This is a genomic window from Microbacterium sp. NPDC089695, assembly GCF_044749085.1.
Lineage (GTDB): Bacteria > Actinomycetota > Actinomycetes > Actinomycetales > Microbacteriaceae > Microbacterium.
Genome location: NZ_JBIVHG010000001.1, coordinates 1,292,108 through 1,317,097 on the forward strand (window position 1 = coordinate 1,292,108; position 24,990 = coordinate 1,317,097).

General features: G+C 70.0%; 26 protein-coding genes. 16 read left to right on the plus strand and 10 right to left on the minus strand.

The features are described from left to right. Positions 1–70 precede the first annotated feature (70 nt). Genes ACIPYT_RS06370 through ACIPYT_RS06390 form a run of 5 tightly spaced genes read left to right on the plus strand, consistent with a single transcriptional unit; the run spans position 71 to position 6,143 of the window. Positions 71–895: an ABC transporter ATP-binding protein gene (locus ACIPYT_RS06370; protein ID WP_401071740.1), complete on the plus strand. Its 825-nt coding sequence runs from the start codon at positions 71–73 to the stop codon at positions 893–895. Beyond that, a complete protein-coding gene (locus ACIPYT_RS06375) occupies positions 892–1,713 on the plus strand; it encodes an ABC transporter ATP-binding protein (protein WP_401071742.1) in 822 nt (273 codons plus the stop codon). Before ACIPYT_RS06370 ends, ACIPYT_RS06375 begins: the two co-directional genes overlap by 4 nt. Continuing rightward, a complete protein-coding gene (locus ACIPYT_RS06380; protein WP_401071744.1) occupies positions 1,710–2,810 on the plus strand; it encodes an ABC transporter permease in 1,101 nt (366 codons plus the stop codon). Before ACIPYT_RS06375 ends, ACIPYT_RS06380 begins: the two co-directional genes overlap by 4 nt. Position 2,811: 1 nt before the next feature. Then, positions 2,812–3,900 (plus strand): ABC transporter permease, encoded by a 1,089-nt coding sequence (locus ACIPYT_RS06385; protein ID WP_401071746.1) that lies wholly within the window; start codon positions 2,812–2,814, stop codon positions 3,898–3,900. Then, positions 3,897–6,143: a glycoside hydrolase family 3 N-terminal domain-containing protein gene (locus ACIPYT_RS06390; RefSeq protein ID WP_401071748.1), complete on the plus strand. Its 2,247-nt coding sequence runs from the start codon at positions 3,897–3,899 to the stop codon at positions 6,141–6,143. The genes ACIPYT_RS06385 and ACIPYT_RS06390 overlap by 4 nt, the downstream gene beginning before the upstream one ends. A gap of 105 nt (positions 6,144–6,248) precedes the next feature. On the opposite strand, the gene soxR is transcribed toward ACIPYT_RS06390, so the two are convergent. After that, complete coding sequence (gene soxR / locus ACIPYT_RS06395; RefSeq protein ID WP_401071749.1) at positions 6,249–6,722, minus strand: redox-sensitive transcriptional activator SoxR; 474 nt, start codon at positions 6,720–6,722, stop codon at positions 6,249–6,251. A 74-nt stretch (positions 6,723–6,796) separates the two neighbouring features. Here soxR and fdxA point away from each other — a divergent pair, with 74 nt between their 5' ends. Genes fdxA through ACIPYT_RS06410 form a run of 3 tightly spaced genes read left to right on the plus strand, consistent with a single transcriptional unit; the run spans position 6,797 to position 8,329 of the window. After that, complete coding sequence (gene fdxA / locus ACIPYT_RS06400; RefSeq protein ID WP_401071751.1) at positions 6,797–7,123, plus strand: ferredoxin; 327 nt, start codon at positions 6,797–6,799, stop codon at positions 7,121–7,123. After that, positions 7,120–7,656, plus strand: a complete 537-nt coding sequence (locus ACIPYT_RS06405) for a flavin reductase family protein (RefSeq protein WP_401071753.1) — start codon at positions 7,120–7,122, stop codon at positions 7,654–7,656. The genes fdxA and ACIPYT_RS06405 overlap by 4 nt, the downstream gene beginning before the upstream one ends. Before the next feature lie 43 nt (positions 7,657–7,699). Then, complete coding sequence (locus ACIPYT_RS06410; RefSeq protein ID WP_401071755.1) at positions 7,700–8,329, plus strand: superoxide dismutase; 630 nt, start codon at positions 7,700–7,702, stop codon at positions 8,327–8,329. A gap of 129 nt (positions 8,330–8,458) precedes the next feature. On the opposite strand, the gene ACIPYT_RS06415 is transcribed toward ACIPYT_RS06410, so the two are convergent. Together ACIPYT_RS06415 and ACIPYT_RS06420 are read right to left on the minus strand one after the other, a co-directional pair. Next, the gene (locus ACIPYT_RS06415) at positions 8,459–8,863 is read right to left on the minus strand and encodes an arsenate reductase ArsC (protein WP_401071757.1); all 405 of its coding nucleotides are present in this window, start codon (positions 8,861–8,863) and stop codon (positions 8,459–8,461) included. Positions 8,864–8,955: 92 nt separating this feature from the next. Then, positions 8,956–10,617, minus strand: a complete 1,662-nt coding sequence (locus tag ACIPYT_RS06420) for a glycoside hydrolase family 13 protein (RefSeq protein WP_401071759.1) — start codon at positions 10,615–10,617, stop codon at positions 8,956–8,958. Between the two features lie 117 nt (positions 10,618–10,734). Between ACIPYT_RS06420 and ACIPYT_RS06425 the strand changes: the two genes are divergently transcribed. Then, complete coding sequence (locus ACIPYT_RS06425; protein ID WP_401071761.1) at positions 10,735–11,163, plus strand: DUF1761 domain-containing protein; 429 nt, start codon at positions 10,735–10,737, stop codon at positions 11,161–11,163. Here the strand turns inward: ACIPYT_RS06425 and ACIPYT_RS06430 are convergent. Beyond that, positions 11,160–11,612 carry a VOC family protein gene (locus tag ACIPYT_RS06430; RefSeq protein ID WP_401071763.1) on the minus strand — a complete coding sequence of 151 codons (453 nt, stop codon included), beginning with the start codon at positions 11,610–11,612 and terminating at the stop codon, positions 11,160–11,162. The two genes, ACIPYT_RS06425 and ACIPYT_RS06430, sit on opposite strands and share 4 nt — an antisense overlap. Positions 11,613–11,797: 185 nt before the next feature. On the opposite strand from ACIPYT_RS06430, the gene ACIPYT_RS06435 reads away from it, so the two are divergent. Then, on the plus strand, positions 11,798–13,063 hold the full coding sequence (locus ACIPYT_RS06435) for a hypothetical protein (protein WP_401071765.1): 1,266 nt from the start codon (positions 11,798–11,800) through the stop codon (positions 13,061–13,063). Positions 13,064–13,115: 52 nt separating this feature from the next. Here the strand turns inward: ACIPYT_RS06435 and purQ are convergent, their stop codons facing one another. From purQ to ACIPYT_RS06450, 3 genes are all read right to left on the minus strand, one after another. Next, on the minus strand, positions 13,116–13,823 hold the full coding sequence (gene purQ / locus ACIPYT_RS06440; protein ID WP_401071767.1) for a phosphoribosylformylglycinamidine synthase subunit PurQ: 708 nt from the start codon (positions 13,821–13,823) through the stop codon (positions 13,116–13,118). Beyond that, a complete protein-coding gene (gene purS, locus ACIPYT_RS06445) occupies positions 13,820–14,068 on the minus strand; it encodes a phosphoribosylformylglycinamidine synthase subunit PurS (RefSeq protein ID WP_401071769.1) in 249 nt (82 codons plus the stop codon). Before purS ends, purQ begins: the two co-directional genes overlap by 4 nt. Before the next feature lie 75 nt (positions 14,069–14,143). After that, the gene (locus tag ACIPYT_RS06450; RefSeq protein ID WP_401071771.1) at positions 14,144–14,674 is read right to left on the minus strand and encodes an adenine phosphoribosyltransferase; all 531 of its coding nucleotides are present in this window, start codon (positions 14,672–14,674) and stop codon (positions 14,144–14,146) included. A 253-nt stretch (positions 14,675–14,927) separates the two neighbouring features. Between ACIPYT_RS06450 and ACIPYT_RS06455 the strand changes: the two genes are divergently transcribed. Then, positions 14,928–15,923, plus strand: a complete 996-nt coding sequence (locus ACIPYT_RS06455; RefSeq protein ID WP_401071773.1) for a LacI family DNA-binding transcriptional regulator — start codon at positions 14,928–14,930, stop codon at positions 15,921–15,923. A 91-nt stretch (positions 15,924–16,014) separates the two neighbouring features. Here the strand turns inward: ACIPYT_RS06455 and ACIPYT_RS06460 are convergent, their stop codons facing one another. Both ACIPYT_RS06460 and ACIPYT_RS06465 read right to left on the minus strand, forming a co-directional pair. Then, entirely contained in the window at positions 16,015–17,076 is a 1,062-nt protein-coding gene (locus ACIPYT_RS06460) for a hypothetical protein (RefSeq protein WP_401071775.1), read from the minus strand. Next, positions 17,049–17,921 (minus strand): DUF1266 domain-containing protein, encoded by an 873-nt coding sequence (locus ACIPYT_RS06465; protein ID WP_401071777.1) that lies wholly within the window; start codon positions 17,919–17,921, stop codon positions 17,049–17,051. The genes ACIPYT_RS06460 and ACIPYT_RS06465 overlap by 28 nt, the downstream gene beginning before the upstream one ends. A 115-nt stretch (positions 17,922–18,036) precedes the next feature. Between ACIPYT_RS06465 and ACIPYT_RS06470 the strand changes: the two genes are divergently transcribed. Beyond that, positions 18,037–18,720, plus strand: coding sequence for a TetR/AcrR family transcriptional regulator (locus tag ACIPYT_RS06470; RefSeq protein WP_401071779.1), 684 nt, complete (start codon positions 18,037–18,039; stop codon positions 18,718–18,720). A gap of 51 nt (positions 18,721–18,771) precedes the next feature. Here ACIPYT_RS06470 and ACIPYT_RS06475 read toward each other — a convergent pair whose 3' ends face one another. Beyond that, on the minus strand, positions 18,772–19,410 hold the full coding sequence (locus ACIPYT_RS06475; RefSeq protein ID WP_401071781.1) for a GntR family transcriptional regulator: 639 nt from the start codon (positions 19,408–19,410) through the stop codon (positions 18,772–18,774). A 149-nt stretch (positions 19,411–19,559) separates the two neighbouring features. Between ACIPYT_RS06475 and ACIPYT_RS06480 the strand changes: the two genes are divergently transcribed. The 4 genes from ACIPYT_RS06480 to ACIPYT_RS06495 are packed head-to-tail and all read left to right on the plus strand — an operon-like array spanning position 19,560 to position 24,963. Then, on the plus strand, positions 19,560–20,837 hold the full coding sequence (locus ACIPYT_RS06480) for an NRAMP family divalent metal transporter (RefSeq protein ID WP_401071783.1): 1,278 nt from the start codon (positions 19,560–19,562) through the stop codon (positions 20,835–20,837). Between the two features lie 4 nt (positions 20,838–20,841). Continuing rightward, on the plus strand, positions 20,842–21,609 hold the full coding sequence (locus ACIPYT_RS06485) for a LamB/YcsF family protein (protein WP_401071785.1): 768 nt from the start codon (positions 20,842–20,844) through the stop codon (positions 21,607–21,609). Between the two features lie 16 nt (positions 21,610–21,625). Next, the gene (locus ACIPYT_RS06490; RefSeq protein ID WP_401071787.1) at positions 21,626–23,233 is read left to right on the plus strand and encodes a carboxyltransferase domain-containing protein; all 1,608 of its coding nucleotides are present in this window, start codon (positions 21,626–21,628) and stop codon (positions 23,231–23,233) included. Next, positions 23,230–24,963, plus strand: coding sequence for an acetyl/propionyl/methylcrotonyl-CoA carboxylase subunit alpha (locus ACIPYT_RS06495; protein ID WP_401071789.1), 1,734 nt, complete (start codon positions 23,230–23,232; stop codon positions 24,961–24,963). The genes ACIPYT_RS06490 and ACIPYT_RS06495 overlap by 4 nt, the downstream gene beginning before the upstream one ends. The last annotated feature ends 27 nt before the right edge of the window (positions 24,964–24,990 follow it).

The window sequence follows — 24,990 nt, forward strand, 5'->3', positions numbered from 1 at the left end:
CTCGCTCAGTACGGCGCTCGCTCCGCTCGCTCAACGACCGGGTGCTCAGCACCCGACGAAGGACACCACCATGCCAGACCCCCTCCTCAGCGTGCGCGACTTCTCGGTCGTGTACGACGTCGATCCGCCCGTCGAGGCGGTGAAGAACGTGACGCTCGAGCTGCAGCGCGGCGAGATCCTCGGCCTGGCCGGCGAGAGCGGATCCGGCAAGACCACGCTCGCCTACGGGGTGCAGCGCCTGCTGCGGGCTCCCGCGGTGATCGCGGGCGGCGACGTCACGTTCCACGACGCCTCGGGCGTCGACGTCGACATCAGCGCCCTCGACGTCGAGGCCATGCAGCGCTTCCGCTGGGACAAGGTGTCGATGGTGTTCCAGGGCGCGATAAACGCGCTCAACCCGGTCGCGACCATCGGTTCGCAACTGGAGGACGTATTCGAGATCCACCGTCCGGACATGACCAGGAGACAGCGCCGCGCCGAGGCCGAGGAGCTGCTGGAGATCGTCAAGGTCGGACGTCAGCGCATGAAGTCCTTCCCGCACGAGCTGTCCGGCGGTATGCGTCAGCGCGTCATGATCGCGATGGCGCTCGCCCTGCGTCCGCAGCTCATGGTGATGGACGAGCCGACGACCGCGCTCGACGTCCTCGTGCAGCGCGAGATCCTGAAGCAGATCTCGCAGCTGCGGCACGAGTTCGGCTTCTCGGTGATCTTCATCACTCACGACCTCCCGCTGCTGCTCGAGATCAGCGACCGCATCGCGATCATGCGTGCGGGTGAGATCGTCGAACTGGCACCGGCCGAGCGGATCTGGAACGACCCGCAGCACGACTACACGAAGACGCTGCTGTCGTCTTTCCCCCGCCTGACCGGCGAGAGAGGGGTGCTGGCGCGATGACCACCCTCGAATTCGAGAACGTCACGAAGATCTACAACGTCCGCGGCGCCGGCCAGCTCAAGGCCCTCGACGACGTGAGCTTCACCCTCACCTCCGGACAGACGATCGGACTCGTCGGCCAGTCGGGCAGCGGCAAGTCGACGATCGCCAAGATCCTCACGCAGCTCGAGACCCCGACCAGCGGCCAGGTGCGTCTCGACGGCACACCCATCCCGCGACGGGGCAAGGGCCTGCGCGCCTACCGGCAGCAATTGCGCATGGTCTTCCAGGACCCGTTCGCCTCGCTCAACCCGTATCACACGATCCGCTACCACATCGAGCGTCCCATCCGCCTCGACGACGTCGTGCCGAAGAACGACACCGAGGCCGAGGTGCGCCGGCTGCTCGAGCGCGTGCGCCTCGACGCGGATGCCGTGATCGACCGCCGCCCGCACGAGCTCTCCGGCGGCCAGCGCCAGCGCGTCGCGATCGCCCGCGCCCTGGCATCCCGCCCGAGCCTCCTTGTGGCCGACGAGCCCGTCTCGATGCTCGACGTGTCGATCCGCCTCGGCGTGCTGAACCTGCTCGCCGACCTGCAGCGCGAAGAGGGCCTCGGCGTGCTGTACATCACCCACGACCTCGCGACGGCGCGGCACTTCAGCGACGAGATCATGGTGCTCAACCAGGGTCGTGTCGTCGAGTACGGCCCCGCCGACGACGTCATCCTCGACCCGCAGGACCCGTACACCCGCGAGCTCCGCGCCGCATCGCCCGACCCCGAGAAGCACTTCGCCTCGGCGGGCGCGTCCGGCGCCGGACACACAGGAGGCGCCCAGTGACCACCGCATCGCCCGAGCTCGGGCAGACCGGACTGAACCCGGAGGACGGACGCCCCGACGCGCTCGAGGTCGGCACCACCGCGACGGCCGCGCAGAAGGGGCGGAAGATCGTGCCCTGGCGGTTCTTCGCCGGACGCGCCGCGTTCTACCTGTTCACCCTCTGGGCCGCGATCACGATCAACTTCTTCCTGCCGCGGTTCATGAAGGGCGACGCGGTCAGCTCGTACCTGGCCCGCAACCGGAACATCAGCCCCGAGGCCGCTGATTCGCTCCGCATCCTGCTCGGCATCGACTCCGACAAGTCGCTGTGGCAGCAGTACATCGAGTACTGGGGCACGCTGTTCCGCGGCGACCTCGGCATCTCGACGCTGCACGGTCTGCGACCCGTCGCCGAGGTGCTCAGCGCCGCCCTTCCGTGGACCCTGGGTCTGGTCGGACTCGCGACCATCATCTCGTTCGCCCTCGGCACTGTCGGCGGCGCGATCGTCGGGTGGAAGCGGGGCAGCCGTCTCGACGCGCTCATCCCGATCACGACGTTCTTCAACACCATCCCGTACTTCTGGCTCGGCCTCATCGCGATCGCGATCTTCTCGTCGACGCTCAAGTGGTTCCCCTCGTCGCACGCCTACGGCAAGGGGCAGTCGCCGGAATGGAGCCTCGACTTCATCGGACAGGTGATCGCGCACGGCACCCTGCCGGCGGTCACGATCATCATCGCCTCGCTCGGCGGATGGATGCTGGGCATGCGCAACATGATGCTCACGGTGCTCGACGAGGACTACATCACGGTCGCGCAGGCCAAGGGCATGCCGAACCGGCGCGTGCTGTGGGCCTACGCCGCCCGCAACGCGGTGCTGCCGCAGATCCAGAGCTTCGCGCTGTCGATCGGCTTCATCGTCGGCGGCACGATCGTCATGGAGATGGTGTTCAGCTACCCGGGCGTCGGCAAACTGCTGCTCGACGCCACGAACGCGAAGGACTTCGCCCTCATGCAGGGTGTCTTCCTCGTGATCACGCTGTCGGTGCTCGTCGCGAACATCATCGCCGACATCGTCTACGCGTACCTCGACCCGCGCACGCGCCAGACGGAGGCCTGACATGAGCGTTCCCACGCACACCGACACCACCGCCCCCGACGGCACCCCGCTGTCGACGGGAATGCCGGAGACCGCGACGGTGCGCACGCCCGGCGCGGCGGCTCCTGAGCGCAAGACGTTCTGGTCGCAGATGGCCCAGGCGTTCGCGATGTTCCGCAACGGCAAGTCGATCGCGGGCCTGATCATCCTCGGGATCTTCGTGCTCGTCGCGATCTTCGCGCCGCTCATCGCCCCCTACGGCCCGACGCAGAAGGATCGCTCCGCGCTGCGCCAGCCGCCGTCGTTCGAGCACTGGCTCGGCACGACCCACATGGGCGAGGACGTGCTCAGCCAGATCATCTTCGGCACCCGCGGCGTCGTGGTCGTCGGCTTCCTGTCGGCGATCATCGCGACCCTGATCGCCATCACGATCGGTGTGATCGCGGGCTATGTGCGCGGCTGGAAGAGCGAGTCGCTGTCGGCGCTCACGAACGTCTTCCTCGTGATCCCCGGCATCCCGCTCATCATCATCGTGGCCTCGCAGTTCGAGAACCCGCCGCTCATCGTGATCGCCGCGGTGCTCGGCCTGACCGGCTGGGCGTGGGGCGCGCGCGTGCTGCGGGCGCAGACCATGTCGCTGCGCAACCGGGACTTCATCCAGGCCGCGCGGGCGAACGGCGAACCGCTGCGCCGCATCATCACGATCGAGATGCTGCCGAACCTCATGGCGCTGATCGCCTCGAGCTTCGTCGGCACCGTGACCGCGGCGATCCTGGGTCTGACGACGCTTGCGTTCATCGGCGTGATCCCGGTGAGCAACCTCAACTGGGGAACGATCCTCTTCTGGGCGCAGCAGAACGGCGCCTTCCCGCGGCTGTGGTGGTGGTACGTGCCCGCCGGTCTCTGCATCGCGATCATCGGCGTCGCGCTCTCGCTCATCAACTTCGGCATCGACGAGTACGTCAACCCGCGGCTCCGGTCGGCGGGCGAGCGCGCCCGTGCAATGAAGAAGAAGGGCCTGAACGTGAACGACCCGGTGACGGCCGTGCGCGCCCCGGCATCCGCGGCCCCCGACGATACGAACACGAACACGACGAACAGCAAGCGATGACCTCTCAGACACTGACCGACTCCCTTCCCTACCTCGACCCCGCACTCCCGATCGCCGCCCGCGTCGCCGATCTCCTCGACCGCATGACGGTGGAGGAGAAGGTCGGCCAGATGCTGCAGCTCGACGCCCGTGACGACCTCGACGACCACGTGCTGCGGCGCACGGTCGGCTCGATCCTGCACACGTCTCCCGAGCGACTGATCCGCGCCAACGAGCTCACGGCGCAGACGCGCCTGCGCATCCCGCTGCTCGTCGGCGAGGACTGCATCCACGGGCACTCGTTCTGGCCCGGGGCGACCATCTACCCGACGCAGCTCGGCATGGCGGCGACGTGGGACGCGGAGCTCGTCGAGAAGGTCGCACGCGCCACCGCGGTCGAGGTCGCGGCGACCGGCATCCACTGGACCTTCTCGCCCGTGCTCTGCATCGCCCGCGACCTGCGCTGGGGACGCGTCGACGAGACGTTCGGCGAAGACCCGTTCCTGATCGGCGAGCTCGCCTCGGCCATGGTGCGCGGCTACCAGGGCCAGGGTCTCGACGACCCGACCGCCATCCTCGCGACCGCGAAGCACTTCGCCGGGTACTCCGAGACGCAGGGCGGACGCGATGCGAGCGAGGCCGACATCTCGCGCCGCAAGCTGCGCTCGTGGTTCCTGCCGCCGTTCGAGCGCGTCGCCCGTGAGGGATGCCGCACGTTCATGCTCGGCTACCAGACCACCGACGGCGTGCCGATCACGGTCAACGACTGGCTGCTCAGCGACGTGCTGCGCGGCGAGTGGGGCTACACCGGCACCCTCATCACCGACTGGGACAACGTCGGACGCATGGTGTGGGAGCAGCAGGTGCAGCCCGACTACACGCACGCGGCGGCTGCCGCCGTGAAGGCCGGCAACGACATGGTCATGACGACCCCGGGCTTCTACGAGGGTGCGCTCGACGCGGTCGCCCGCGGGATGCTGTCGTCCTCGGACTTCGACGATGCGGTCGCCCGCATCCTCACCCTCAAGTTCGAGCTCGGACTGTTCGAGGATCCGCGGCTGCCGCAGAGCGACCTGGACGTCGTGGTCGGCGCCCCCGCGCACGCGGAGCTCAACCTCGAGGTCGCTCGCCGGTCGCTCGTGCTGCTCGAGAACGACGGCACGCTGCCCCTGTCGACGACCGCCCCGCTGTCGGTCGCGGTCGTCGGGCCGCTCGCCGACGACGCGCAGACGCAGCTCGGCGACTGGGCCGGGGGATCGGGCCAGGCGGGATGGCTCGACGGGCAGCCCCGCGAGATGATCACGACCGTGCTCGACGGCCTCGCCGGTGTCGAGGGCTGGACCGTGACGCACGCCCGCGGCGCCGAGATCCTCACCCTGGAGGAGGACCCGCGCGGAGCGACGTTCCCCGACGGGCAGCCCCGCCCGCCGGTCGTCGTGCCGGCCGCCGTCGATGAGGCGCTGATCGCCGAGGCGGTCGCCGCGGCCTCGGCATCCGACGTCGTGGTCGCCGTCGTCGGCGACCGGATCGAACTCGTCGGCGAAGGCCGCTCGACCGCGACGCTCGAACTGATCGGCGGACAGAACGCCCTGCTCGACGCGCTGATCGCGACCGGGAAGCCCGTGGTCGTGGTGCTGCTCGCCTCGAAGCCGCTCGTGCTGCCGGCATCGGTCTCGCAGGCATCCGCCGTGATCTGGGCCGCGAACCCCGGCATGCAGGGCGGGCGCGCGCTCGCCGAGATCGTCACGGGGGCCGTCGAGCCCTCGGGGCGCCTGCCGATCTCGTTCGCGCGGCACGTCGGACAGCAGCCGACGTACTACAACCAGATCCGCGGACAGCACGGCGACCGCTACGCCGACCTCACGCAGTCGCCCGCGTGGGCGTTCGGCGAGGGGCTGTCGTACTCGACGGTGTCGTACTCCGACCTGACCGTGCCCGCGGGCCCTCTGTCGCTCGGCGACGATGTCGTGGGCGAGGTCACGGTGACGAACACGGGATCGCGGCCGGTGCGCGAGACCGTGCAGGTGTACGTACGCGACGAGGTCACGAGCGTGAGCTGGACCGACCGCGAGCTCAAGGCCTACCTGCAGGTCGACCTCGCCCCGGGGGAGAGCGCGCGCGTGCGCGTCGAGGTCCCGGTGGCAGAGTGCTCGATCGTCGACGCCGCCGGCATCCGTCGTGTCGAGCCCGGCGAGTTCGCGCTCCTGGTGGGCCCGAGCTCTCGCGAGCAGTCGCTGCTGGCCGCGGCGTTCACGGTGGCGTAGCCCCGCGCGCTTCCACAACTCCGGAGATCTGAGCCTGTCTCCTGCCCGAGGCCTCCGGAGCGACGTTTCCGGCGCGTTTCTCCGGAGTTGTGGAAGACGAGTCGGTCAGTCCTGCAGGCGCTGAGGGCCCGCTCCGTGCGTGCCGAGCTCGTCGTCGGGGTTGAGCAGCCCGCACGCCTTCATCGACAGGCAGCCGCAGCCGATGCATCCGGTGAGCTCGCGTTCGAGGCGCTCGATGCCCTCGCGACGCTTCTCGAGCTCGCGCTTCCACCGCCGTGAGGCGCGCTGCCAGTCGTCGTGACTGGGCGTCTGGGTGAGTGGGACGTCGGCGAACGCCTCCTGCACATCGGAGAGCGGGATGCCGAGGCGCTTCGCCACGGTGACGAGTGAGACCCTCCGGAGCATGTGCCGGGCGTACCGACGCTGGTTGCCGGCCGTGCGTGTGGAGGCGATGAGGCCGAGGGTCTCGTAGAAGTGCAGCGCCGATGGGGCGACGCCCGTGCGGCGGCTCATCTCACCGATCGTCAACGGCTCGTCAGGGCCGTGCGGTGTGCGATCGGCATCCGCTCGCGTGGTCATGGCTCCTCCTCGACTTGACCTCAAGTGTACTTGAGGTCTTACGGTGGAACCGTGACGCGAACGAAGACCACCCGATGACCTATGTGATCGCGCTGCCCTGCGTCGACGTGAAGGACAAGGCCTGCATCGACGAGTGTCCGGTGGACTGCATCTACGAGGGGGAGCGCTCGCTGTACATCCACCCCGACGAGTGCGTGGACTGCGGCGCGTGCGAGCCGGTCTGCCCGGTCGAGGCGATCTTCTACGAAGACGACCTGCCCGACGAGTGGCAGGACTACTACAAGGCCAACGTCGAGTTCTTCGACGAGGTCGGATCCCCCGGCGGCGCCGCGAAGGTCGGCCTCATCTCCCACGACCACCCCCTCATCTCCGCACTGCCGCCTCAGGAGGCATCCGAATGACCAGCACTCCGTCGCCCGAGCCGACACCGGCACCCGTTCCGTCGCCCGTCGGCGAGGGGCTCAAGGCCGCATTCCGCCAGCATCCGGCCGGCGTCGCGATCATCACCGCGACCACCCCTGCCGGACCCGTCGGTCTCACGGCATCCAGCGTCGCGTCCGTCGCGGTCGACCCCGCCGCGATCGTGTTCTCGGTCACGCGCGCGACCGGAAGCGCGGGCGCGATCCTCGCCTCCGACAGCTTCGTGGTGCACCTGATCGACGACGAGCACTCCGCTCTCGCGCAGAGCTTCGCGGTGAGCGGCGCCGAGCGCTTCACCGACGCGCAGGGCTGGAGCGCCCTCCCGACCGGGGAGCCGTACCTGCGCGAGGCGCGTGTCGCGATGCGCTGCCACCCCATGTCGACCGTCGCCGTCGGCTCGTCGACCGTCGTGATCGCCGAGGTCGACGAGGTGCTGCTCGGCCAGCCCGGTCGCCCGCTCGTGTACCTCGACCGCCGATTCCACTCGCTGCCCGGCGGCGACGCCGACGCCTGAGCCGCAGAACAGACCGCAGAATCCACCGAAGGAAAGGAAGCACATGTCCGCTCCGTACACCCTCCCCGAGCTGCCGTACGACTACTCGGCGCTCGCCCCGCACATCTCCGGCAAGATCATGGAGCTGCACCACTCCAAGCACCACCAGGCGTACGTCACGGGTGCGAACACCGCGCTCGAGCAGCTCGCCACGGCCCGCGGGGCCGGCGACCTCGCCGCCGTGAACAAGCTCGAGAAGGACCTCGCGTTCAACCTCGGCGGGCACATCAACCACTCGGTATTCTGGGAGAACCTGTCGCCCGACGGAGGCGGCGACCCCGAGGGCGAGCTCGAGGCGGCACTGGCCGACGAGTTCGGCTCGATCGACGCGTTCCGCGCGCACTTCACCGCGACGGCGCTCGGTGTGCAGGGGTCCGGCTGGGCGGTTCTCGCCTGGGATGCGGTCGGCGCGCGGCCGGTCATCTTCCAGCTGTTCGACCAGCAGGGCAACGCGCCCCTCGGCGTCACGCCGCTGCTGCAGCTCGACGTCTGGGAGCACGCGTACTACCTCGACTACCTCAACGTGCGCGCCGACTACGTCAAGGCGTTCTGGGAGCTCGTGAACTGGCCCGACGTGCAGCGCCGCTTCCAGCGCGCCCAGGAGAAGACCGCGGGGCTCATCGTCGCCCGCTGAGGCAGGCGGAGCGATCTCCGCGCGCTGCCGCCGAGATCACCACTTCGCGCCGAAACCCCCACGTGCCGACGCGGCGATGTGGGGGTTTCGGCGCGAAGCGGTGGCTTCGGCGCGGAAGGAAGTGCAGAGTCAGGCGAGAAGCTCGACGGCGAGGGCCTCGATGCGCCGGCGGATGTCATCGCGGATCGGACGCACGGCGTCGATCCCCTGACCGGCCGGGTCGTCGAGCTGCCAGTCCTCGTAGCGCTTGCCGGGGAAGTAGGGGCATGCGTCGCCGCACCCCATCGTGATCACGACGTCGGATGCCTGCACGGCCTCCGTCGTCAGCACCTTCGGCGTCTCGGCGGTGATGTCGATGTCGAGCTCGCGCATCGCCTCGACCGCGACGGGGTTGATCTGCTCAGCCGGCAATGATCCCGCCGAGCGCACCTCTATGCGGTCGCCCGCGACATGCCGCAGGAAGCCCGCGGCCATCTGCGAACGCCCCGCGTTGTGCACGCACACGAACAGGACGGAGGGGATGCCGGTGGCCATGCCTCCAGCATCCCACGGCCTTCCCGTCGCCGCTCGTGCAGCGCCGAGGCGCGCGGTGGGTCTCGGGGTATGGGCGCGGGGCGCAGACGACGTCAGACCGTGGTGTACCAGACGGCCGTGTCGACGGGCAGGGCGCCGCCGTCGAACGGCTCGCTCCGTTCCACGACGAGCGCATCGGCGGGCAGCGCGAGCGGCTCGGTGCCCAGGTTGACGAGCACGTGCAGGTCGCCGCGGCGGAACGCCACCGCATCCGCTCCGGCGTCCTCCCAGACCAGTGATCCGCTGCCGAGGCCGTACTCGCGGCGACCCGCGAGCAGTCGCTTGTAGAGCGCGAGCGTCGAGGAGGGATCGACCTCTTCGGCGTCACGGGCGTACGCCGCCCACTCCGCGGGCTGGGGCAGCCAGGAGGCGCCGGTGTCGTTGAAGCCGAATGCGGGGGCCGCGGCCTCCCAGGGCAGCGGTACACGGCATCCGTCACGTCCGTAGCGCTCGTGGTTCGTGCGGAACCAGGTCGGATCCTGACGGAATTCGTCGGGGATCTCCATGGCCTCGGGCAGGCCGAGCTCCTCGCCCTGGTACAGGTACGACGATCCGGGCAGCGCGAGCATGAGCGTGGTGGCCGCGCGGGCGCGGGCGAGACCGATCGCGGTGTCGGGCTTGTGCGGCGTGTTCGGGCCGATGCCCTCGCCCTGCGGGTTCTCGGTGGTGAGGGCAAGGCGCGAGGCGTGGCGCACGACGTCGTGGTTCGACAGCACCCAGGTGCTGGGTGCGCCGACCGCGCCGAACGCGTCGAGCGATTCGCGGATCACGTCGCGCAGCTCCGCGGCATCCCACGGCGTCATCAGATAGCCGAAGTTGAAGGTCTGGTGCATCTCGTCGGGGCGCACCCAGAGGGCGGTCTTCTCGATCGTCGGCAGCCAGGCCTCGCCGCACAGGGCGCGGTCGCCGTCGTACTCCGCGAGCACCCTGTGCCAGTCGCGGTAGATGTCGTGCACGCCGTCCTGACCCCAGTACGGCACGTCGTCCTCGCCGCCGCCCATCGAGTCGGCGTCGCTCGGCGGGGTGTAGTCGGGCAGGCCGTCCTTCTTGATCATGCCGTGGGCGACGTCGACGCGGAATCCGTCGACACCGCGGTCGAGCCAGAAGCGCAGGATCGAGCGGAACTCCTCGCGCACCTCTTCGTTGGTCCAGTCGAAGTCGGGCTGCGTGGCGTCGAAGATGTGCAGATACCACTGGCCGAGCGTGCCGTCGGCCTCGGTCACGCGCTCCCACATGCCGCCGCCGAACACCGACTCCCAGTTGTTCGGCGGGATCTCGCCGTTCTCGCCCTTGCCGTCGCGGAAGATGTACCGCGCGCGCTCCGGGCTGCCGGGCGCTGCCGCGAGCGCCTGCTGGAACCACACGTGCTGGTCGGAGGAGTGGTTGGGGACGAGGTCGATGATCACGCGGATGCCGCGGGCGTGCGCCTCGTTCAGCATGAGGTCGAAGTCGGCGAGGGTGCCGAACAGGGGGTCGACGTCGCGGTAGTCGGCGACGTCGTAGCCCGCGTCCCTCTGCGGACTCGTCATGAAGGGGCTGAGCCAGATCGCGTCGACGCCGAGTTCCTCGAGCGAGTCCAGACGGCTCGTGATGCCGGGGAGGTCGCCGATGCCGTCGCCGGAGGCGTCGGCGAACGAGCGCGGGTAGATCTGGTAGATGACGGCGCTGCGCCACCACTCGGAACCGGGCGCTGCGATCTGCTCGAGCTGTGTCATGGCACCAGGCTAGTGCACTCGCGCGATCCCTTGTCGCGTCTGGGATCGAATCGTTTCGTGGAAGACGCGTCGGAGGTGGGGAGTATGCTTCGGGCAACCGACGATGTGGAGGCTGTCATGGTTCCCGAGCTCAACTACTGGGCGGTCCTGCTCGCGACGCTGTCGAGCATGGTCGTCGGATCGGTCTGGTACGCGCCGCCGGTGTTCGGCACGCGGTGGGCGAAGCTCGCGAACGTCGACATGGACCGGCCGCCGGCGACCGCTGTCGTGCCGATCGTCACGACCGTCATCGTGAGCTTCTTGACGTCGTGGGTGCTCGCGGGAGCTGCGGCCATCGCGTGGCATTTCTACGGCGGCTCGTTCTTCTGGGGCACGATCGTCACGGCGGTGCTGCTGTGGGCGGGGTTCACCGCCGCGCGCTTCATCACGCACGACGCGTTCGAGGGGCGCCCGACGGCGCTCACCACGATGAACATCGCGCACGAACTCGTGACCGTCGTCGTGATGGCGCTGCTGATCGGCGTGTGGCCGCCGGCGCTCGGCTAGCCGTTCGCGCTGGCGTCCTTCGTGAGGTCCTGCGCGAGCATCACAAGTATGCCGCTGGGCCCGCGCAGGTAGGTGAGCCGGTAGACGTCCTGGTAGTTCGCGACGCCGCGGAGCGGATGGAACCCGTGCCGGGCGGCGATCGCGAGCGAGGCGTCGATGTCGTCGACCGAGAAGGCCACGCGGTGCATCCCGATCTCGTTCGGAAGCGTGGGGTCGGTCTCGATCGCTGCGGGATGGATGTACTCGAAGAACTCGAGCTGACCTCGCCCGTCGGGCGTCTGGAGCACGGCGATCTTCGCGTGGTTGCCGTCGAGGCCGACGGCGGTCGACGCCCATTCGCCGCTCACCTCGTCGCGGCCGACGATCGTGAGGCCGAGGTCGGTGAAGAAGGCGATGGCCTCTTCGAGGTCGCGGACGGCGATGCCGACGTTCTCCAGTGCGATGGGCATGTCGCGATGCTACTCGCGGCGTCTGACGCGGACGGACCGACATACCAGGATGTTGGACGGATGGGCGCGGGACTGTGGACGTTCGGTGCTAGCATTTCGGGCCCTCGGATCGGCACACTCGTGGAGTGACCTCCCGGTCGCCTGCGCACGCTCGGCCCGTGCGCGGTCTCGACCGAGAGGGTCCCATGTCCGGTTCTTCGCGACGTTCGGTGTCGTGGATCGTCGCCGTCGCACTCGTGACCACGGCGGTGTTCGCCGGTGCCGCGGGCGCATCCGGATCCGTGAACCCCGTCGACGAACCCGTGCCTGCTGCCGATCCCACAGACCCCGCGACGTCGGTCGCCCTCGCCTACGAGTTCCTCGACGCGCGCGTCGACGAGTTCTGCGACGGCGCGGGCCGCTGTCTGCCGCGCAGCTATCAGGGCGGGTTCTTCACCGACCTCCCCACCTGGGACTTCACGCCGTCGTTCGTCTACGACGACGCCCTTGTCGTGATCGCCTACACCGCACGCGGACTCCCCGACGACATCCGCCGCGCCCGCGCCGTCGCCGACACCCTGCTGTTCGTCCAGGAGAACGACCCGATCGGCGACGGACGGGTGCGCACCTCGTACGAACCGCACGGCATCCGCCAGGGCCGCGTCGAGATCACCGGGCCCGGCACGTTCACGGGCAACCAGGCATGGGTCGGCATGGCGCTCGCGCGCCTGTTCGACGCGACCGGCGACCAGAAGTACCTCGACGGCGCCCTCGACATCGCGCAGTGGATCCAGACCAACACGGCCGACATGGCCCGCGCGCCCTACGGCTACACGGGCGGGCAGCTGCCCGACGGCAGTTCGCTCGTCTGGAAGTCGACCGAGCACAACGCCGACATCGCCGGGTTCTTCGGTCAGCTCGCCCAGCTCACGGGCGACACCGTATGGGCCGATCGCGCCGCGACCGCCGCCGCCTTCGTCGCCGCGATGCAGGCGGCCGACGGCCACGTCGACACCGGCACGCTGCTCGACGGCAGCACCACGAACGTGTACCCGGTTCCGCTCGACGCGCAGACGTGGAGCTCGCTCGCGACCGGCGACGCTCGCTACGACACCGCCCTGGACTGGACGCTCGCGAACCTCATCGCGACGGACGGCCCCCATCACGGTCCGTCCATCAGTCACGTCGACGTCTCGAAGGTGTGGTTCGAGGGCGCGGGGCACCTGGCGCTCGCCCTCCGACTCCGCGACGGAGCGGGCGACGCGGCGGCGGCCGAGTCGCTGCTCGACAGCATCCGTCTGGCGCAGCGCGACGCGGTGAACGGCGACGGCAAGGGTATCGTCGCGACATCGAACGACGGCCTCGACTCCGGCTTCGGCGACTTCTACTACGCGAGCCTGCACACCGGCACGACGGCCTGGTACCTGCTCGCCGCGATCGGCGACAACCCCTTCGCGCTGCCCGCCCCCTGAGCGCTCGCGCCGGTCGTGCGCGGGATGCCGGACTGCGGCGCCTCCCGCGGGACTACGCGGCGACGCGCGCGACCGCGGCGATCGCGCTCGTGAAGAAGTCGAGTCCGTCGACGCCGGAACGCATCGCGGCGGTCGTGTCGGGGCCGAAGCCCGGCTCGGTGGCGTGCTCGGGGTGCGGCATCAGACCGACCACGTTGCCCGCCTCGTTCGTGAGGCCCGCGATGTCGCGCAGCGACCCGTTGGGGTTGACTCCCGCGTAGCGGAAGGCCACGAGGCCCTCGCCCTCGATGCGGTCGAGCGTCTCGTCATCGGCGATGTACCCGCCGTCGGCGTTCTTCAACGGGATGACGATCTCCTGGCCGGTGCGGAACCGGTTGGTCCACGCGGTGTCGGAGTTCTCGACGACCAGCTTCTGGTCGCGACGCACGAAGTGCTGGTGGTCGTTGCGGATCAGCCCGCCGGGCAGCAGGTGCGCCTCGACGAGCATCTGGAAGCCGTTGCAGATGCCGAGCACGGGAAGGCCCTTGGCCGCCGCGTCCTTGACCTCGGTCATGATCGGCGACAGCGCGGCGATCGCTCCGGCGCGCAGATAGTCGCCGTAGCTGAAGCCGCCGGGGAGCACCAGGGCGTCGACGCCCTCGAGATCGTGCGAACCGTGCCAGAGCGCGACCGGCTCGGCGCCGGCGAGGCGCACGGCGCGCTGCGCGTCACGGTCGTCGAGCGAACCGGGGAAGGTGACCACCCCGATGCGAACGGTCACTCGGCGACCTCGATGCCGACCACGTCCTCGATCACGGAGTTCGACAGCACCTCGTCGGCGATGCGGCGGGCCTCGGCGAGAACCTCGTCGGTGACCTCGCCCTCGACGGTGAGCTCGAAGCGCTTGCCGATGCGGACGTCGGTGAAACCCTGGACGCCCAGGCGCGAGAACGCTCCGGAGACCGCCTTCCCCTGCGGGTCGAGCAGTTCGGGCTTGGGCATGACGTCGACGACGATGGTGGGCATGAACGGCTCCGGGAGTCGCGGGCGGACGGGCGCCCCCAGTCTACCGGAGCGCGATCGCCCCGAGTCGCCGCGGAATCAGGAGTGGAAGACGGTGTGCAGGTCGCCGATCGTGTCGCGACCGCCCAGGCCGTCGATCTCGAACAGCACGGAGATGCCGGTCACGTGGCTGCCGAGACGCTCGACGAGCTCGCGCCCGGCTGCGAGCGTGCCGCCCGTGGCGAGCACGTCGTCGATCAGAAGCACACGCGAGCCCTCGGGCAGGTCGTCGTGCATCTCGATCGTCGCGCTGCCGTATTCGAGGGCGTAGTCGACGGATGCCGCGGGGCGGGGCAGTTTGCCGGCCTTGCGGATCGGGATGAGGCCGACGCCGGCGGCGATCGCCGCCGCCCCCGCGAGGATGAACCCGCGCGCCTCGATGCCGGCGACGACGTCGAACGTGCCGGCGAACGGCTCGATGATCGCGGCGGTCGTGGCCGCGAGCGCCTCCGCGTCGGCGAGCAGCGGTGTGATGTCGCGGAACACGATGCCCGGCTCCGGATAGTCCGGGATGCTGCGGATCAGGGACTCGGCACGGAGGAGCGCGGGGGAGAGTTCGGTGTCGGGCACGGCTCAAGGCTACCCGTGGCGTAGGTTAGTGGATTTCCGCATCCGGTCCAATAATTGTGCAGAATCTGAAATTCGGGAGCGCTCCCGTGTGTAATGCCGATATATTGCACGGAACACGCGGGGGAGACGAGCATCGGGGCGCGCCAGGCAACCACGGGAGCAGTACGCTCAGATCACCACCGTCCGTGCACTCCGACACGGTCGGTGAACTGGGAACCGACCCGAGTCGCAGCCGGGTGGAGGGGAGACTGTCGTGCCGTCACGCGCGACCATCGAAGAAGTGGCCGCGGCCGCAGGTGTATCACGGTCGACGGTGTCGCGAGTGGTGAACGGGTCTTCGGCGGTGAGCCCCGAAGCGCTTACCGCCGTGCAGGACGCGATCGCCACCCTCCACTACATCCCCAACCGGGCCGCTCGATCGCTCGCCTCGAGGCAGACGCACGCGATCGCCCTCGTGGTGCCCGAAGACACCACGTCGTTCTTCGGCGATCCGTTCTTCTCCGTGCTCGTCGCCGGCATCACCGGCGCGCTGCGCGGATCGGACTATCTGCTCAACGTGCTCATCGCGAGCGAGGACCCCGGCGACAAGGTCGCGTCCTTCGTGCGCAACGGCGGCGTCGACGGTGCGCTCATCGTCTCCCAGGGGACCAGCGACGCGTTCGTCGCGCGCATCGCGGAAGCTGTGCCGGTCGTCTGGGGCGGCACGCCCGCCGTGCAGCGAGACGGCGAGTTCGTCGTCGACGTCGACAACGTGGCCGCATCCCGCCTGGCCACCCAGCATCTCGTCGACACGGGTCGCACGCGCATCGCGACGATCTCCGGACCCCTCTCCATGGTGTCGTCCGTCGAGCGGCTCGAGGGCTTCCGATCGACGCTCCGCGGAGCCGGCCTGGCGCCCTTCGCCGAAGCCGCCGGCGACTACACGGAGGCCGGTGGAGCCGACGCTGCGCGGCGCATCCTGGCGAGCGGACAGCCGGACGCGATCTTCGTGGGCAGCGATCTCATGGCGCGTGGAGCGCTCACGGCGCTCCGATCCGCGGGGCTGCGCGTTCCCGACGACGTCGCGATCGTCGGATTCGACGACACCTCGGTCGCGCTGAGCACCGACCCGCACCTCACGACGATCCGCCAGCCCATGTACGCGCACGGCGAGGCCATGGTCGACGTGCTGCTGGCGCACCTGGCCGGGCGCGAGCCCGAGCGCACGACGATCCTCCCGACCGAGCTGATCGTCCGCGACTCGGCATAGCGCGTCGTGCTCCCGGTCGCGAGAGCGCGGGAGAACACGGACGCGGACCTGACGCCCCTCCAGGTGGGTCCGCATCCGTGGGTTCATGGGGTCAGCCACCGAGACTCCCCAGAACGTCTCCGCCGAAGAGCGTGACGGCGGTCACGCCGGCGGAGAGCAGGATCGCCGCCGCAGTGCCGGCGACGGCGAGCACCGAGACCCCGCGGCCTCCGAGGCGTTGACCGCGGAGTCCGACGGACACCCCGGCGCGCAGCGCCAGATCGCCCGCCGCGTCGTCGCGATACAGGGCTGTGCGGGCGGCGAAGCGGCGGTGGAACTCCTCCGCGAGCGTCACCGCCGCGCGCATCACATCGGCGCGGTCGAACCGCGTCGACCCCGGCAGGTACACGTACAGACGATCGGACACGAGCTCGATCTCGGCGCGCGAGCCGAGATCGATGACCCGCGCCATGAGGTCGGGGGTGAAGATGTACAGCGCATCCTGCTGGTACCCCTCGGGCACGATCAGTCGGAACACCGACGCGAACTCGCCCTCGAGATCCATCTTCGCCGCGCCGCGGCCGAGACCCAGGGTCGGGATGATGCTGCGGGTCCGGTTGGCGAGCACGATGTGCGGCACGGCGGTCGGCAGCGGGAGCTCGATGAACGCGAACGGCCGCTGCACGGTCGCGGCCTGCTGGCCGCGCGACACCGAGTGGTGATGGCCGAGCTCGAACGGCATCCGCTCGTCCGCACAGACGACGACGGCGCGCTCCTGGCCGTGGACGACGCGCGCGAACGCGCTCCCCGGTCGGCGCGTGTGCGTCAGCAGGTCGGCGTAAGCCCAGTCGTTGCGCCACGCGAAGGCCGCGATCTTGACGCGGCGCCCGAGGGATACGGCGAACCACACGAACCCGCCGGCGGCGATGATCGTGTAACCGATCACGAAGACCCCGAGGATCGGCGCGACCTGAAGGATGTCGGCGCGACCGAGGAACCACAGTCCGACCAGCATGGCGGCGGCGAACAGCAGTACCGCGGTGAGCACGACGACGAAGCGTCGATGCGGCGGCACGCGGCAGATCCGCTCGTACGCGGTGATGTCACGGAGCCCGGCGCTCCGTCGCAGGGGAGCGAGGTCGACCTCTACAGGCGCCACGACAGCGTCGCCCATGGTCCGTTCCGCTTCTGGGTCGTGGCCGCCGCGAAGTCGCTCCAGCCGTCGCCGTATTTCTCGAAGGACTTCTCGTCGACCGCGCCGTCGCTCCAGTGCATGACCCGACCGGCGATGTAGCTGAGTCCGAAGTCGGCCCACGAGGTGAAGGCGGGGCGCGCGTCGACGTTGATGCGATGGATGATCTGGCGTGCCTCGGCGACGTCGCCGTGGCCGAGCGCGACGCCCCAGGTGGTCATCGCCACGGCCTGGCCGATCGCGTAGCCGTCGAGCGTGCGCACGAACACGTCGGGCGTGATGACGTCTTTGCCGACGTGCTTGCGCACCTCGCGCTCGATGTACTCGATCGCCGTGACGAAGGTGCGCGCGTCACGCTTGTCGCCGCCTTCGGCGACGATCGCAGCGAGCCACTCCTTGCTCTTCGGCGCACGGCCGAGGGAGGTCGCGAGCTCGGAGCGCACCGCGAGGTAGAGCGTCCACACCTCGCGCCGGCGACGCACGGTCGTCAGGCGTTCGATGTTGTCGAGCCAGTCCTGTCGCGAATGCACACCCCACTGGTCGACGAGCACGGACTTCTCGCGATCGCCGAGTCCGGAGGCGGTCGGGTCGTTCCACGGACCCGACGGGAGATTGCGGATCTGCAGGAAGCCCAGCGCGATCTCGTTGGCCTCGACGTCATCGGTCGAGAACGCCTCGGAGGGCTTGACCTTCGCGGCCGGGATGATCCAGATCACCAGGAAGATCAGCACGATCGCCCCCACGATCGTCCACACCCACCACTGTCCGACCAGCCACTCCAGGAGGGAGAAGACATTGTTGAGGTCGAGGCGCGCGGCAGGGGTCATGCAAGCTCCAGTCGAATCTGAACCCCACCATATGTTGAATGGGTATTCAATGAGTAATCTATAGGGCGGGGGGTGAATTCCGGAAGACATCCGGAAGAACTCAGGAGGTGGAGCCGTGGCGCGCTCCGACGAGCAGAACCGCCTCGCGCGAGAGCGCGCTCGAGGCGTCATCCTGCAGGCAGCGATCGAGACCTTCGCCGAGCGCGGGGTGACCGGCGCGAGCATCGCGGAGATCACCCAGCGCGCCGGCGTCGCCCAAGGGCTCGTGAACTACCACTTCGGCGGCAAGGATCAGTTGGTCGTCGCCGTGATCGACCAGTGGTTCGAGGCGCTGTTCGGCATCCCCGAGGTGCCGGGTGACGCCGATCTGCGACTGGCCGGCATCATCGACGGTGCGATCATGGCCACCGGATACGCGCTGCCCCTGCAGAAGGTCGTGCTGGCACTGCAGCAGCAACCGGCCACCCATCGCCTCTACGCGCAGGCCGAGGACCGGCACCACGAGCGGGCTGTCGCCGCGGAGGAGAAGGTGCGCGACATCTTCCGCGAGCGCGGCGCCGCCGATCCCGAGCTCGAAGAGATCATGCTGCGCGGGACGCTCGAGGGCATCCTGTTGAAGTTCGCGGTGTACGAGGAGACCTTCCCGCTCGAAGACGCGCGACGCTGGATGTATCGGCTGTATGCCCTCCCCGAGCCGGCGCAGCCCCTGCCGCTGACCGGGCCCGCCCGCGCGACGCCGCTGCGCCTGCGCGCCTCGGGCGTTGTCACAGGCGCGTCGAAGGGCGCCGACGCCGACTGAGGCGCACGACTGTCCGCCGCGGCTCGCGGAGCAACGGCCGGGCGTCGGACTTCAGGGATGACCCATGCGTGCGAACGCGCCCAGCACGCTGCGCTCGGATGCCGTGAGGTAGCGCTCGAGCTCGTCGGCCGCCTCCGCAGGGCCGCGGTCGAGCAGCGTCGTCAGCACGGCCCGGTTGCGGCGGACGAACGGCTCGTGGAGCGAACGCGGCTGATCGATCTCGAGGAACACGAGGCGCAGCTCGGCTGCGACGTCGCGGTAGGTGCGAGCTAGGCGCGCACTGTCGGCCAGAGCCACGATCGCGTCGTGGAAGGCCATGTTGGCGCTGCCGACGCGTCGCCAGTCCTCGTGCGGCAGGTGCTCCTCGGCATCCGCGACCGCGTCGCTCATCAGCTGCACGGCAGGATGCTCGGGCTCGGACTGCCGCAGCGCCGCGCACTCGATCACCCGACGGGCGCGGTAGATGTCTATCACGTCGGCGATGGTCGGCGACGCGACCGATACGCCGCGGTGGGGCACGTGCTCGACGAGTCCCTGTTCGGACAGCACGCGGAACGCCTCGCGGAGAGTGTTGCGCGACACGTCGAACTGCTCGGCGAGCGCAGACTCCGACAGACGCGACCCCGGAGCGAAGTCGCCGTCGATGATGCGCTGACGGAGCACGTCGGCGAGCACGCCCTGGTGATTCATGCCTTCATCGTAGGTCGACGGCCCGCAACATCACACGAAAGCAACCTCGATGTAGCACAACAGAAACATGATTGTTGAACAATCGGGAACAATCCGTTCTACACTGGGGGTCTCCGCACCCCCACCAACGACGATGGGAACACCCCCGCATGTCAGAGCAGACCACCGCCTCCCTCTCTCCCGAAGACGAAGCGCGACTCGCCCAGGCGAAGAAGCGCGTAGGTCGAAGCGCTGTGATCGGCGCGATCTTCCTCATGGCGACCAGTGCCATCGGTCCCGGCTTCATCACCCAGACCGCGACGTTCACCGCGACCATGGGGGCCGCGTTCGCGTTCGCCATCCTCGTCTCGATCGTCGTCGACATCGCCGTGCAGCTGAACATCTGGCGCATGATCACCTCGTCGGGCAAGCGCGCCGGCGAGCTGGCCAACAGCGCCATCCCGTACTCCGGCCACCTGATCGCCGTGCTCGTCGTGATCGGCGGACTCGCGTTCAACATCGGCAACATCGCCGGTGGCGGCCTCGGCCTGAACGCCCTGCTCGGCATCGACCCCAAGCTCGGCGGAGCGCTCACCGCCGCGCTCGCGATCATCATCTTCCTCGTGAAGAAGGCCGGCCCCGTGATGGACGTCGTGCTCGTGATCCTCGGCATCGGGATGATCGGCATGACCATCGTGGTCGCCGCGATCGCGCAGCCGCCGATCGGCGAGGCGCTGCGCCAGACCTTCGTCCCCGACGAGCTGAACTTCGCCACGATCACCACCATCGTCGGCGGCACCGTCGGCGGCTACATCACGTACTCCGGTGCGCACCGCTACCTCGACTCCGGACACACCGGCCCCGAGCACGCGGGCCCCGTCATGCGCGCGGCGACGAACGGCATCCTCGTGACGGGGATCATGCGGTACGTGCTGTTCCTCGCGATCCTCGGCGTCGTGACCTCCGGCGTCGCGCTCGACCTGTCGAGCCAGGCGGCGAACCCCGCCGGTCAGGCATTCGGCGCCGTGCTCGGCGACGCCGGACTGCGCATCTTCGGTGCGATCTTCTGGGCGGCGGCGATCAGCTCGGTCATCGGTGCCGCGTACACCTCGGCGACCTTCCTCTCCACCTTCACCGCCAAGCTCCGGGCGGGCTGGCCCCTGCAGCTCGCCACGGTCGCCTTCATCGTCGTGTCCCTGCTCGTGTACCTGTCGATCGGCACGGCTCCCGCGGCGATCCTGGTGTTCGTCGGCGGCTTCAACGGACTGATCCTCCCGATCGGACTCACCGTGTTCATGTACATCGGCTGGTTCCGGCGCGACCTGCTCGGCGCGAAGAAGTACCCGCTGTGGCTGCTGATCGCGGGTACGCTCGTGACCGCCCTCACCTGGTACATGGGCGCCGTCTCGGTCGGCCCGATCTTCGCCTTCCTCGGTATCGGAGCGTGACCGCATGACGACCATCGACCTCAACTCCGACCTCGGCGAGAACGTCGCCGACCGCATCGTGAGCGACGACGAGAGCATGCTGCGGATCGTCACCAGCGCGAACGTCTCGTGCGGGTTCCACGCCGGCAGCCCCGAGGGCATCCGCGACACGCTCGGCGCCGCCGTGCAGGGCGGCGTCGTGATCGGAGCGCACCCCGGATACCGGGACTACGAGAACTTCGGACGCACCGCGATGGAGATCGATTCGCGCACGCTGCAGGCCCATGTCGAGTACCAGCTCGGAGCGCTCATCGGTCTGGCCGCGGCCGTCGGCGGACGCGTCTCGTACGTCAAACCCCACGGCGCGCTGTACAACACGATCGCGCGTGACGAGCGACAGTCGAACGACGTGGTGGCGGCCATCCGTGCGATCGACCCGAGCCTCGTGCTGCTCGGCCTCGCGGGCGGCGTCGTGCTCGACGTCGCCGAGAAGGCCGGGCTCGCCGTCGCGGCCGAGGCCTTCGCGGATCGCGCCTACCTGCCCGACGGCCAGCTCGTGCCGCGCTCGCAGGAGGGAGCCGTGCTGCACGACCCGGCCGCCGTGGCCGAGCGCATGGTGCGGCTCGCCGGCGACGGGGTGATCCGGGCGATCGACGGTTCCGACGTGCCGGTCGACGCGCAGTCGATCTGCGTCCACGGCGACAGCCCGGGGTCGGTCGCGATGGCCGCCGAGACGCGCAGGATGCTGCAGGACGCCGGCATCGTGATCGCGCCGTTCGCGGGATCACGATGACGGAGGACTTCGTCTGATGCGCATCCTCACGGCATCCGATCACGCGCTTCTCGTCGAGGCCGCCGACCTCGACGAGGCGATGCGCCTGAACCTCGCGTGGGACGGGACCCCGGGAGTGGTCGAGCGGATCCCCGGAGCCCGCACCGTGCTCGTGCGCTTCGACCCGCTGCGTGTCTCGGCCGCCGATCTCGCCGCCGTGCTCGAGACGACCGACGTCGACGACGTCCGGCTCTCGGGCGGGGGAGAGGTCACCGTGCCCGTGGTGTACGACGGCGAGGACCTCGACGAGGCCGCTGCGCTGCTCGGCGTCTCTGCGGACGAGCTCGTGCACCGACACCTCGCGGCGGACTGGCGCGTCGCCTTCTCGGGCTTCGCGCCCGGGTTCGGATACGTCGTGAGCGGGGATCCGCTGTTCGCCGTGCCCCGGCGCTCCTCGCCCCGCACTCGCGTGCCGGCCGGCTCCGTCGCGCTCGCCGGGGAGTTCACGGGCGTGTACCCGCGCGAGAGTCCGGGTGGGTGGCAGCTCATCGGGCACACGGATGCCGTCATGTGGGACATCGACCGCGACCCGCCGGCGCTGCTGACGCCGGGGGTCGCCGTGCGGTTCGTCCGCGCGCAGGCGCAGGCCCGGCTCGCGGGGGACACCCGATCGACGGACACCGGCGACTCGCCGACGCCCGGACGGCGTCTCGAGACGCGCCGCGCCGAACAGGGCGAGGATGCTCCCGGCTCCCCCTCGGCCGGGGCCGTCGAGGTCGTACGTCCGTCGCTGCAGATGCTGGTGCAGGATGCCGGGCGGCCGGGCTATGCGGCGCTCGGCGTCTCGGCATCCGGCATCGCCGATCGTCGTGCGATGCGCGACGCCAACGCGGCGGTCGGCAACACCCGCGGTGCGGCCGTGGTGGAGAGCGTGGGCGGGGCGATCCTCCGCTTCCGCGGGGCCGGCGTCGCCGCCGTCACGGGTGCGTTCGGGACGCTGACGCTGACCGAGGCCGGCGGCGCGGTCCGCGACGTCACGCACGGCGAGCCGTTCGCCACGGTCGACGGCGACGAGCTCACCCTGGGCCACCCAGATCGCGGACTGCGCTACGTCGTCGCCGTGCGCGGGGGGCTGGACGCCGCGGCGGCACTGGGGAGTCGCGCGTCCGATACGCTCGCGGGCCTCGGCCCCGCAGCGCTCGTGGCGGGTGACGTCCTGCCGATCGGCGCCGCAGGGCGGCATCCCGTCGCTCTCGGAGCGCCGGCACGCGACCTCCCCGCGCCGGGAGACCTCGTCGAACTCGAGATCACCCTCGGCCCGCGCGACGACTGGTTCAGCGCGGCCGCTCTCGACGTGTTGACCGGGCAGGAGTGGACGGTGACGCCGCGATCGGATCGCGTCGGCATCCGCCTCCAGGGCGAGGTGCCGCTCGAGCGCGCGCGCGGCGGCGAACTGCCGAGCGAGGGCGCCGTCACCGGCGCCATCCAGGTGCCGCCCGACGGCCAGCCCGTGCTCTTCCTGCCCGATCATCCGCTCACCGGCGGGTATCCGATCATCGGCGCCCTCACGGATCGCAGCCTCGACCTCGCGGCGCAGCTGCCTCCCGGAGTGCATCTCCGCCTCACCGTCAAGGAGTGCTCATGACCATGGAGTCGACCTCGAAGCAGAAGATCCTGATCGCGAATCGCGGAGAGATCGCGGTCCGCGTCGTGCGCGCCTGCGCGGAGGCCGGATACACGTCGATCGCGGTGTACGCCGACCAGGACGCCGACGCCCTGCACGTGCGTCTGGCCGATGAGGCCGCGGGTCTCGGCGGCACCACGGCCGCGGACACCTACCTCTCGATCGACGCCCTGCTCGGTGCCGCAGCCCGGACGGGCGCCACCGCCGTGCATCCGGGATACGGCTTCCTGTCGGAGAGCGCCGCCTTCGCGCGAGCCGTGGAGGATGCCGGTCTCGTCTGGATCGGTCCCTCGCCCGAGAGCATCGACGCGCTCGGCGACAAGATGACCGCGCGGCGGATCGCCCAGCGCGTCGGCGCGCCGCTCGCGGCCGGCACCGACGAACCGCTGACCGGGCCGCACGAAGCCGTCGCGTTCGCCGAGCAGCACGGACTCCCGATCGCGATCAAAGCGGCCTACGGCGGGGGCGGACGCGGACTGAAGGTCGTCCGTGAACTGTCGGAGGTGGCCGAGGCGTTCGACGCTGCCACCCGGGAGGCGGTCGCCGCCTTCGGTCGGGGCGAGTGCTTCGTGGAGCGCTTCCTGGAGCGTCCGCGGCACATCGAGGTGCAGGTGCTGGGCGACGGGCGCGGCGGCGTGGTCGTGGTCGGCGACCGCGACTGCTCGATGCAGCGACGGAATCAGAAGCTCATCGAGGAGGCGCCGGCACCCGGGCTGAGGCCCGAGCAGCGCTCGCGGTTCCACGAGGCGGCGCGGGCGATCTGCGCCGAGGTGCAGTACCGCGGCGCCGGGACCGTCGAGTTCCTGCTCGCGGAGGACGGCACGATCTCGTTCCTCGAGGTGAACACGCGGCTCCAGGTCGAGCACCCGGTCACCGAGGCCGTGACGGGCGTCGACCTCGTGCGTGAGCAGTTCCGCATCGCCTTCGGCGAGGGGCCGTCGCTCTCCGAGACCCCGCGCCCGAGTGGGCACGCGTTCGAGTTCCGCATCAACGCCGAGGACCCGGGGCGCGGGTTCCTCCCCAGCCCGGGACGGGTCGACCGCCTGTGCGTGCCCGGAGGGCCCGGCGTGCGCTGGGACAGCGGCATCGAGGCCGGGGATGCCGTGCAGCCGGCGTTCGACTCGATGATCGCCAAGCTCATCGTGCACGCCGACACCCGCGACGCGGCGCTCGTGCGTGCGGGCCGTGCGCTGCGCGAGCTCGCGATCGAGGGGCCCGCCACGGTCGTGCCGTTCGACCTGCTCGCGATCGACGACCCCGCGTTCGCCACCGCGACCTTCGCGGTGCACACGCAGTGGATCGAGAGCGAGCTGCTGCCGAGGGCGGAGGTGCAGCCGCGGCCCGCTCCGGTGCCGGACGAGCCGCTGCGGCGCGTGCCGGTCGAGATCGACGGGCGCAGGGTCGTGCTGGGGCTTCCGGTGGCACTGCTCGCCGGGTTCGGGTCGGCGTCGACGGGCCTCGTCGACGAGGCTGTCGCCGATCCGGCCGAGCTGCGCTCGACGGTGCCGGGCACACTGGTGCGCTGGCTCGTCGACGACGGCGCCGAGGTCGCCGAGGGCGACCCGGTCGCGGTGCTCGACGCCATGAAGATGGAGACCACGGTCGCCGCTCATCGCGCCGGCGCTCTCACGCGGCGGGTCGAGGTCGGCGAGGCCGTCTCGCCCGACGGAGTTCTCGCGTCGATCGGCTGAGCACCGTCACGTGAGAAGCCCCGGATG

Coding starts and splice junctions, on each gene's coding strand:
- ACIPYT_RS06370 (WP_401071740.1), top strand. CDS start 71: ATGCCAGACCCCCTCCTCAGCGTGCGCGACTTCTCGGTCGTGTACGAC.
- ACIPYT_RS06375 (WP_401071742.1), top strand. CDS start 892: ATGACCACCCTCGAATTCGAGAACGTCACGAAGATCTACAACGTCCGC.
- ACIPYT_RS06385 (WP_401071746.1), top strand. CDS start 2,812: ATGAGCGTTCCCACGCACACCGACACCACCGCCCCCGACGGCACCCCG.
- ACIPYT_RS06390 (WP_401071748.1), top strand. CDS start 3,897: ATGACCTCTCAGACACTGACCGACTCCCTTCCCTACCTCGACCCCGCA.
- soxR (WP_401071749.1), bottom strand. CDS start 6,722: ATGACCACGCGAGCGGATGCCGATCGCACACCGCACGGCCCTGACGAG.
- fdxA (WP_401071751.1), top strand. CDS start 6,797: ATGACCTATGTGATCGCGCTGCCCTGCGTCGACGTGAAGGACAAGGCC.
- ACIPYT_RS06405 (WP_401071753.1), top strand. CDS start 7,120: ATGACCAGCACTCCGTCGCCCGAGCCGACACCGGCACCCGTTCCGTCG.
- ACIPYT_RS06410 (WP_401071755.1), top strand. CDS start 7,700: ATGTCCGCTCCGTACACCCTCCCCGAGCTGCCGTACGACTACTCGGCG.
- ACIPYT_RS06415 (WP_401071757.1), bottom strand. CDS start 8,863: ATGGCCACCGGCATCCCCTCCGTCCTGTTCGTGTGCGTGCACAACGCG.
- ACIPYT_RS06420 (WP_401071759.1), bottom strand. CDS start 10,617: ATGACACAGCTCGAGCAGATCGCAGCGCCCGGTTCCGAGTGGTGGCGC.
- ACIPYT_RS06425 (WP_401071761.1), top strand. CDS start 10,735: ATGGTTCCCGAGCTCAACTACTGGGCGGTCCTGCTCGCGACGCTGTCG.
- ACIPYT_RS06430 (WP_401071763.1), bottom strand. CDS start 11,612: ATGCCCATCGCACTGGAGAACGTCGGCATCGCCGTCCGCGACCTCGAA.
- ACIPYT_RS06435 (WP_401071765.1), top strand. CDS start 11,798: ATGTCCGGTTCTTCGCGACGTTCGGTGTCGTGGATCGTCGCCGTCGCA.
- purS (WP_401071769.1), bottom strand. CDS start 14,068: ATGCCCACCATCGTCGTCGACGTCATGCCCAAGCCCGAACTGCTCGAC.
- ACIPYT_RS06460 (WP_401071775.1), bottom strand. CDS start 17,076: ATGGGCGACGCTGTCGTGGCGCCTGTAGAGGTCGACCTCGCTCCCCTG.
- ACIPYT_RS06465 (WP_401071777.1), bottom strand. CDS start 17,921: ATGACCCCTGCCGCGCGCCTCGACCTCAACAATGTCTTCTCCCTCCTG.
- ACIPYT_RS06475 (WP_401071781.1), bottom strand. CDS start 19,410: ATGAATCACCAGGGCGTGCTCGCCGACGTGCTCCGTCAGCGCATCATC.
- ACIPYT_RS06480 (WP_401071783.1), top strand. CDS start 19,560: ATGTCAGAGCAGACCACCGCCTCCCTCTCTCCCGAAGACGAAGCGCGA.
- ACIPYT_RS06485 (WP_401071785.1), top strand. CDS start 20,842: ATGACGACCATCGACCTCAACTCCGACCTCGGCGAGAACGTCGCCGAC.
- ACIPYT_RS06490 (WP_401071787.1), top strand. CDS start 21,626: ATGCGCATCCTCACGGCATCCGATCACGCGCTTCTCGTCGAGGCCGCC.
- ACIPYT_RS06495 (WP_401071789.1), top strand. CDS start 23,230: ATGACCATGGAGTCGACCTCGAAGCAGAAGATCCTGATCGCGAATCGC.